Raw genomic sequence first — 995 nt, 5'->3', positions numbered from 1 at the left:
GGTTGTTGTCGATCGGCAGGTCGCCCCGTTCGGTATAGCGCACGAGTTTCGGCCAGACGTTGTGCAGGTAGGTCAAGGCCTGGCCCAGCTTGCTCTGGGGCGTGACCACCGGCCGGGTTTTATCCAGCCAGGCCTTGAGCGCATCGAGTATCGGCTGGCTTTGTTCGGCTCGGGCGCCCAGGCGCTCGGCATCGCTGGCGTGTTTGAATTCGCGTTCGACGCGGTAGAGTTTGGCGAACAAGGCAATCGCCTGATCGGCGCGACCGGATTTGTGTTGCGGCTGGGCCCGCTTGGCCTCGACGAACTTGCGTCGCGCATGGGCCATGCATGTCAGATGTGCCACCCCCTCGCGTCGCGCCACGGCGTTGTAGCCGCCATAGTCATCGGTCATCAGATAACCACGCCATCCTTCGAGCAATCGCTTGGGCACCTCGCCCGCACGGCTGGGGTCATAATCGAACAGGACGATCGGCTGCTGCGGCGGGCCGCCGCGCTGCACCCACATATAACTTTCCGACGTCGGGGATCGGCCCGGTTCCTTGAGCACCTGGATACGGGTCTCATCCATATGGATGACCGCCGACTCGAGCATGACATCGCGCGCCAGGTTGAACAGCGGCTGCAACGCCCGGCTGGTCTGGATCGTGGCCCGGGCCAGACTCTGGCGCGGCACCTCGACCCCATGGCGCCCCAACACCTTGGCAAACCGGTGCAGCGGCAGACCGTCGACGTACTTGACGCTCAGCAGCATGGCCAACAGGCCGGCACTGAACTGGCTGCGGGGCAGGACCCGCGGCACGGCGGGGGCGGTGATCGGCGCATGCGTGCCCTTCGGGCACCCGTAGCGCGGGCGGACCGTGCGGATGACCCGCACCTGCATGGGCACGATGTCCAGCTGCTCGCTGACCTCTTCGCCGATGCGCACCATCGGCGTGCCGCAGTCGCACTGGCGTGCCTCGTCGGGCACGTCCACGACCTGCGTGATGCGGGGCAGC

The 995-nt window shown here is 66.3% G+C and carries 1 protein-coding gene; it reads right to left on the bottom strand.

Annotated elements, in window-relative coordinates; all coding sequences use genetic code 11:
• Positions 1-995 (bottom strand): IS66 family transposase (gene tnpC / locus ACS8YF_RS19625; protein ID WP_440851777.1); only part of this gene is annotated, 995 nt, incomplete at both ends.

This window comes from Salinisphaera sp. SWV1 (assembly GCF_052044155.1).
GTDB lineage: Bacteria > Pseudomonadota > Gammaproteobacteria > Nevskiales > Salinisphaeraceae > Salinisphaera.
The sequence above is the reverse complement of the archived record's forward strand: the minus strand, read 5'-3'. Positions and strand labels throughout refer to the sequence as shown.